Here is a 6,333-nt window from a genome sequence, read left to right on the forward strand (position 1 = left end):
ATAACCCATTCCGCATTTCCGTCTTCGCGGTCCCCGCCGTACGTCACGTCGCACGTCGCGCGGAGACCTTCCGGAAGCGGGCCGAATACGACCGGCTTTTGCGGCCCGGTCATCTCTCGCCGGCCCTTTGATCGCCCACGCCACGCGGTTTTCTCCACATAAGCCTGAAACCCGCGCGCCGGCTGCACCGCGCGCGGTCGCCGAAAGGAAGAGCCACACCATGGCCAGTGCACCCGGGTCCGGTATACCGGCGGCTGACACGGTACCGGGCGAACCCATCGCCGTCGTAGGCATGTCCTGTCGTTTCCCCGGGGCGCCCGGACCGGAGGCGTACTGGCGATTGCTGAAGGCCGGAGAGAGCGCCGTGTCCGACCGGTCGCCCGACGCGCGACCCGGTCTGCCCCCCGGCGTGCCGACCAGGCCCGCCGGATTCCTCGACGCCGTCGACGGATTCGACCCCGAGTTCTTCGGCATCACACCCCGTGAGGCGGCGGGCATCGACCCGCAGCAACGGCTCATGCTCGAACTCGCCTGGGAGGCACTGGAGCACGCCGGAATCGTCCCGGGCACGATCCGGGGCGCTCAGGCGGGAGTGTTCGTCGGCGCGATCTGGGACGACTACGCGAAACTCGCGCACCAGCACGGGGCCGACTCGGTGACCCACCACACCATCACCGGTGTCAGCCGGAGCATCATCGCGAACCGGGTCTCGTACGTCCTCGGTCTGCGCGGCCCAAGCCTGGTCGTCGACTCGGCCCAGTCCTCCTCGCTGGTCGCCGTCCAGCTCGCCTGCGAAAGCCTGCGCAAGGGCGACTGCGAGACGGCTCTGGCGGGCGGGGTCAGCCTGAACCTGGTGCCCGAGGGCTTCGTGGTGGCCGAGAAGTTCGGCGCCCTGTCGCCCGACGGCCGCACCTACACCTTCGACGAGCGCGCCAACGGCTATGTGCGGGGTGAGGGCGGCGGCGGCGTCGTCCTCAAGACGCTGCGCCGGGCGCTCGCCGACGGCGACACCGTCCACGGCCTGATCCGCGGCGGAGCAGTCAACAACGACGGTGGCGGCGACAACCTCACCGCCCCCAGCCGGGCCGCGCAGGAGGAGGTGCTGCGGCGCGCCTGCGAACAGGCCGGCGTCGTCCCCGCGGACGTACGGTTCGTCGAACTGCACGGCACGGGTACCCCGCTCGGCGACCCGGTCGAGGCGGCCGCCGTCGGCGCCGTGCTCGGCAGCGGCCGTCCGGCCGGCTCGCCCCTGCTCGTCGGCTCCGTCAAGCCCAACATCGGGCATCTGGAAGGCGCGGCCGGAATCGCGGGCCTGATCAAGGCGGTGCTCTGCCTACGGGAGAAGACCCTCGTCCCGAGCCTCAACTTCCGGTCCGCCAACCCGGCCATCCCCCTCGACGACCTCGGGCTGAGGGTCAACGACGCCCTCACCCCGCTTGACCCCGCCGCCGGCGCCCCGCTGCTGGCCGGCGTCTCCTCCTTCGGCATGGGCGGCACCAACTGCCATCTGCTCCTGTCCGACTGGACGCCCGCCTCGCAGGACGAGGAGACTCCGCAACGGGAGGCGCCCGCCCGCAGCCTCGCGGTGCCCACCCCCGTCACGGTGTCCGGGCGCACCGCCGACGCACTGCGCGCCCAGGCCGATGCGCTGCGCGCCCACCTCGAGGCCCACCCCGGACAGAACCTCGGCGACGTCGCCCACGCCCTGGCCTGCACCAGGACCCCGTTCGAGCACCGTGCCGTGCTGCTCGCCGACGACCGTGAGACGGTGCTGGCCGGTCTGTCCTCGCTCGCCTCGGGGGACGCCTTCCCGCAGGTGGTGTCCGGGACCGTCCAGCCCGGCGAGCCGGCCTTCCTGTTCACCGGGCAGGGCAGCCAGCGGGCCGGCATGGGCCGTGAGCTGTACGACACGTACCCGGTGTTCGCCGCCGCGCTCGACGAGGTCTGCGCCCTGCTCGACGAACACCTCGACCGCCCGGTCAAGGACCTGATGTTCCTGCCGGAGGACTCCGACGACGCCGGACTGCTGGACCTCACGGGGTACACCCAGGCCGCGCTCTTCGCGTACGAGACCGCCCTGTTCCGCCTGCTGGAGGACTGGGGCATCCACCCCCACGTCGTCGTCGGGCACTCCATCGGGGAGCTGTCCGCGGCGCACGCCGCCGGTGTTCTCTCCCTCGCGGACGCATGCGCCCTGGTCGCGGCCCGGGGACGGCTCATGCAGCAGCTGCCGCCCGGTGGCGCGATGGTCTCCGTCCAGGCATCCGAACAGGACGTGCTGCCCACTCTCGCGGGCCGGGAGGGCCGGGTCGCCGTCGCGGCGGTCAACGGCCCGCTGTCCACCGTGATCGCCGGTGACGAGGACGCCGTGCTCGCCGTCGCCGAGCAGTGGCGCGAACAGGGCCGCAAGACCAGGCGACTGCGTGTGAGCCATGCCTTCCACTCGCCCCACATGGACGCCATGCTCGACGCCTTCCGCGCCGTCGCGTCCAGCCTCACCTACCACCCCCCGCGCATCCCCGTGGTGTCCAACCTCACCGGCCGCCTCGTCGCCGCGCAGGACATCGGCACCCCCGACCACTGGGTCCGCCACGCCCGCGAGGCCGTCCGCTTCCACGACGGCATCAGGACGCTCGAGGAGAAGGGCGTTCGGACCTTCCTGGAGATCGGGCCCGACGCGGTGCTCGCGGCGATGGGCCGCGAGTGCGTGTCCGCCGAGCGCGAGGGGGACACCGCGTTCGTGCCGACGGCACGGCGTGGCCGGCCGGAGGTGCCCGCACTGCTCGGAGCGCTCGCCGAACTGCACGTCCGCGGCACCACCGTCGCCTGGGAGAAGGCGATCGCCGACCGGGCCGGCCACCGTGTGCGGCTGCCCACCTACGCCTTCCAGCGCCGCTCCTACTGGCTGGAGGCACCGAGCCGTACGGCCGCCGATGTCGGCTCGGCCGGACTCTCACCGGTCGACCATCCGCTGCTGGGTGCCGTGGTGCCCAGGCCCGAGGCCGGGGAGCTGACGCTGACCGGCCGTCTTTCCCCGCACGGCCAGCCCTGGCTCGCGTGCCACCGCGTCCACGACGAGATCGTGGTGCCCGCCGGAGTCTTCGTCGAGCTGGCCCTGCAAGCAGGCGCCGAGACCGACACCGCGCGGATCGAGGAACTGACGCTTCAGTCGCCGCTGGTGCTGCCGGCGGACGGCGGTGTGCGGTTCCAGGTCGGCCTCGGAGCGCCCGACGCCCAGGGGAGGCGCACGCTCTTCGTGCACTCCCGGCCCGAGGACGCCGAGCCGAACGCCTCCTGGACCCGGCACGCCGTCGGCACGCTCGCCCCGGCCGGCCCCGAAGCCCGCTTCGACCTGAGCGCCTGGCCTCCCGCCGGAGCGGTGCCGGTCGGCATCGACGCCCTGGAGACCCCTCTGGACCCGGAGTTCGTGGCGCCGACAGCGGCATGGAGCCTGGGCGAGGAGCTCTTCGTCGAGGTGGCCGTGCGCGCCGAGCACCGCGAAGGGGCCGCCCGCTTCGTACTGCACCCCGGTCTGCTCGACGCCGCCGTGTACACACTCGGCCGTAACGGCACGCCCCCCGCCGGCACGGATCCCGCCGCGGTATCCGTGCCCGCCGTATGGCAGGGCGTGCAGGTGTACGCGGCCGGAGCGGACGTCCTGAGGGTACGGATCACCCCGGCCGCCGAAGCGTCCTCGGCCGGCCGGGCCGGCGCTTTCTCACTCACCGTCGCCGACGGCGCGGGACTGCCGCTGGCCACGGTCGACGCCGTGAGCCCGGCACCGCTGTCCGCGGAAGAGGTACGCCGTGCGGCCGGCACGCCCGGACACGACGCGTTCTTCCAGGTGGGCTGGACGGGCCTGGCCCTCACACCGGGCGACGTGCCGCCCGGCCGGTGGGCCGTGGCGGGAACCGACGACTTCGGCCTGGCCGCCGCGCTCACCGCAGCCGACGGGGGAGTGGTGGTCCACCCGGACATGGCCGCGGTGGTCGCAGCGGCGGATTCCGCCCCGCCCGAGGTGATCCTGCTGCCCTGCCCCACTCCGGCGGTCGCCGAGACGGCCGACGCGGTCGCCGAGGCCGTCCGCGCCGCCGCCGAGGACACCCTCGCCCGGCTGCGGTCCTGGCACGAGGACGAACGACTCGCCGGCTCCCGGCTGGTGTTCGTCACCCGGGCCGCTGCCGACACCGGCACCGGCGACGACGGGCCCGACCTGGTCGGCTCCGCGCTGTGGGGGCTGCTGCGGTCGGTGCGCGCGGAGTACCCCGGCCGGATCGGCCTGCTGGACCTCGGCCGCGGGCGGGGGTCACTGCGCCTGCTCCGTGCGGCGGTCGCCTCGGGCGAGCCGGAACTCGCCCTGCGCAACGGTTCGGTGCTGGTCCCGCGGCTGCGGAGGCCACAGCCACCGACGCGTCCGGCCCCCGCCTGGGAGTCCGGCGGGACGGTCCTGATCACCGGCGGCACGGGTGGGCTCGGCTCCCTGGTGGCCCGCCATCTGGCCGCCGAGCAGGGCGTCCGGCACCTTCTCCTGGCCGGCCGAGGCGGAGACGGCGAGGAAGGGGCCGCGGAACTCGTCTCGGACCTGAGGGCGTCGGGCGTCCAGGTGACCGCGGCGGCCTGTGACATCGCCGACCGGGACGCCCTGGTATCCCTGCTCGCCGGCATCCCCGACGAGCATCCGCTGACCGCGGTGGTGCACGCCGAGGCCGTACTCGACGACGGCCCCGTCACCACGGAGACCTCGGGGCGGATCGAGCGAGTGCTGCGCCCCGAGGTGGCAGCCGCGCTGCATCTGCACGAGCTGACCAGGCATCGGAACCTCTCCGACTTCGTCCTGTTCTCGTCGGTGGCCGGCACGATCGGTCACGTGGGCGGGGCCGCGCACGCGGCGGCCCATGCCTTCCTCGACGGCCTCGCCCACAAGCGCCGGGCCGAGGGGCTGCCCGCTCTGTCCCTGGCCTGGGGACCGTGGGACCACGACAGCGATCCGGCCCGCGGCCTCGACGACAAGGACCGTGCCCGGCCCGGCCGTTCCGGTCTGGTGCCGCTCGGCGTGGACGAAGGGCTGTCCCTGTTCGCCCGGGCCCGCGCGGTGGACGCACCCGTCCTGGTCCCCGCCCGCTTCGACCGCGCCGCATGGACCGCCAGGGCCGCCGGCGAAGAGGTGCCGGGCGTGCTCCGCGGCCTGGTCACATCCCCGAGGCGCCGGGCCTCGGCGGCGGAGCCGAGCGACCGGACCGGCACGCCGGGCACGGGCCTCGCCCAGCGGCTGAAGGCGCTGTCCAGGGACGACGGCGAGCGGCTGGTCGACGAGATCGTCCGCACCCAGGTCGCCGCCGTCATGGGATACGCCACCGCGGACGCCGTCGACGCCTCCCGGTCGTTCAAGGACCTCGGCTTCGACTCCCTCACCGGTGTGGAGCTGCGCGACAGGCTCAGCGCCGCCGCCGGCATCCGCCTGCCCGCCACCTTGGTCTTCGACCATCCCACGACCGAGGCGGTCGTCCGCCATCTGAACTCCGCACTCCTCGGCGAGCCGGAGGACCAGGCCGGCCCCCAGGTCTTCGCCGCCGCGGCCGAGGGCGACCCCATCGTCATCGTGGGGATGGGGTGCCGGTATCCGGGTGGTGTGGGGTCGCCGGAGGATCTGTGGCGGCTGGTGGTGTCGGGTGGGGACGCGATTTCGGGGTTCCCGGTCGATCGTGGGTGGGATCTGGAGGGGTTGTACGACCCGGAGGGGGAGCGTGCGGGGACGTCGTATACGCGTGAGGGTGGTTTCCTGCACGAGGCGGCGGAGTTCGACGCGGAGTTCTTCGGGATCTCGCCGCGTGAGGCGCTGGCGATGGATCCGCAGCAGCGGTTGCTGCTGGAGGTGTCGTGGGAGGCGCTGGAGCGTGCGGGGATCGACCCGGTGACGCTGCGCGGCAGCCGCACCGGCGTCTACGCCGGAACCTTCATGTTCCGTGATCCCGCTACGGAACCCGGAGGCACCGAGGGCTACCAGATGACCGGCAGCGCGGCCAGCGTGCTGTCGGGGCGGGTGTCGTACACGTTGGGTCTCGAGGGTCCGGCGGTGACGGTGGATACGGCGTGTTCTTCGTCGTTGGTGGCGTTGCACATGGCTGCTCAGGCGTTGCGGCAGGGTGAGTGCTCGCTGGCGTTGGCGGGTGGGGTGACGGTGATGTCGACGCCGGGCACGTTTGTGGAGTTCAGCCGGCAGAGGGGGTTGTCGGGGGACGGTCGGTGCAAGGCGTTCTCGGCGTCGGCGGATGGGACGGGCTGGGCCGAGGGTGTGGGTGTGCTGGTGGTGGAGCGGTTGTCGGATGCCGTGCG

The 6,333-nt window shown here is 73.4% G+C and carries 1 protein-coding gene; it reads left to right on the forward strand.

The window, feature by feature from the left end:
- Positions 1–220: 220 nt before the first annotated feature.
- On the forward strand, positions 221–6,333 hold a 6,113-nt coding region (locus LZ604_RS09015; RefSeq protein ID WP_308283572.1), incomplete at its 3' end, for a type I polyketide synthase.

It is taken from the genome of Streptomyces glomeratus, from assembly GCF_021462825.1.
Taxonomy (GTDB): domain Bacteria; phylum Actinomycetota; class Actinomycetes; order Streptomycetales; family Streptomycetaceae; genus Streptomyces; species Streptomyces glomeratus.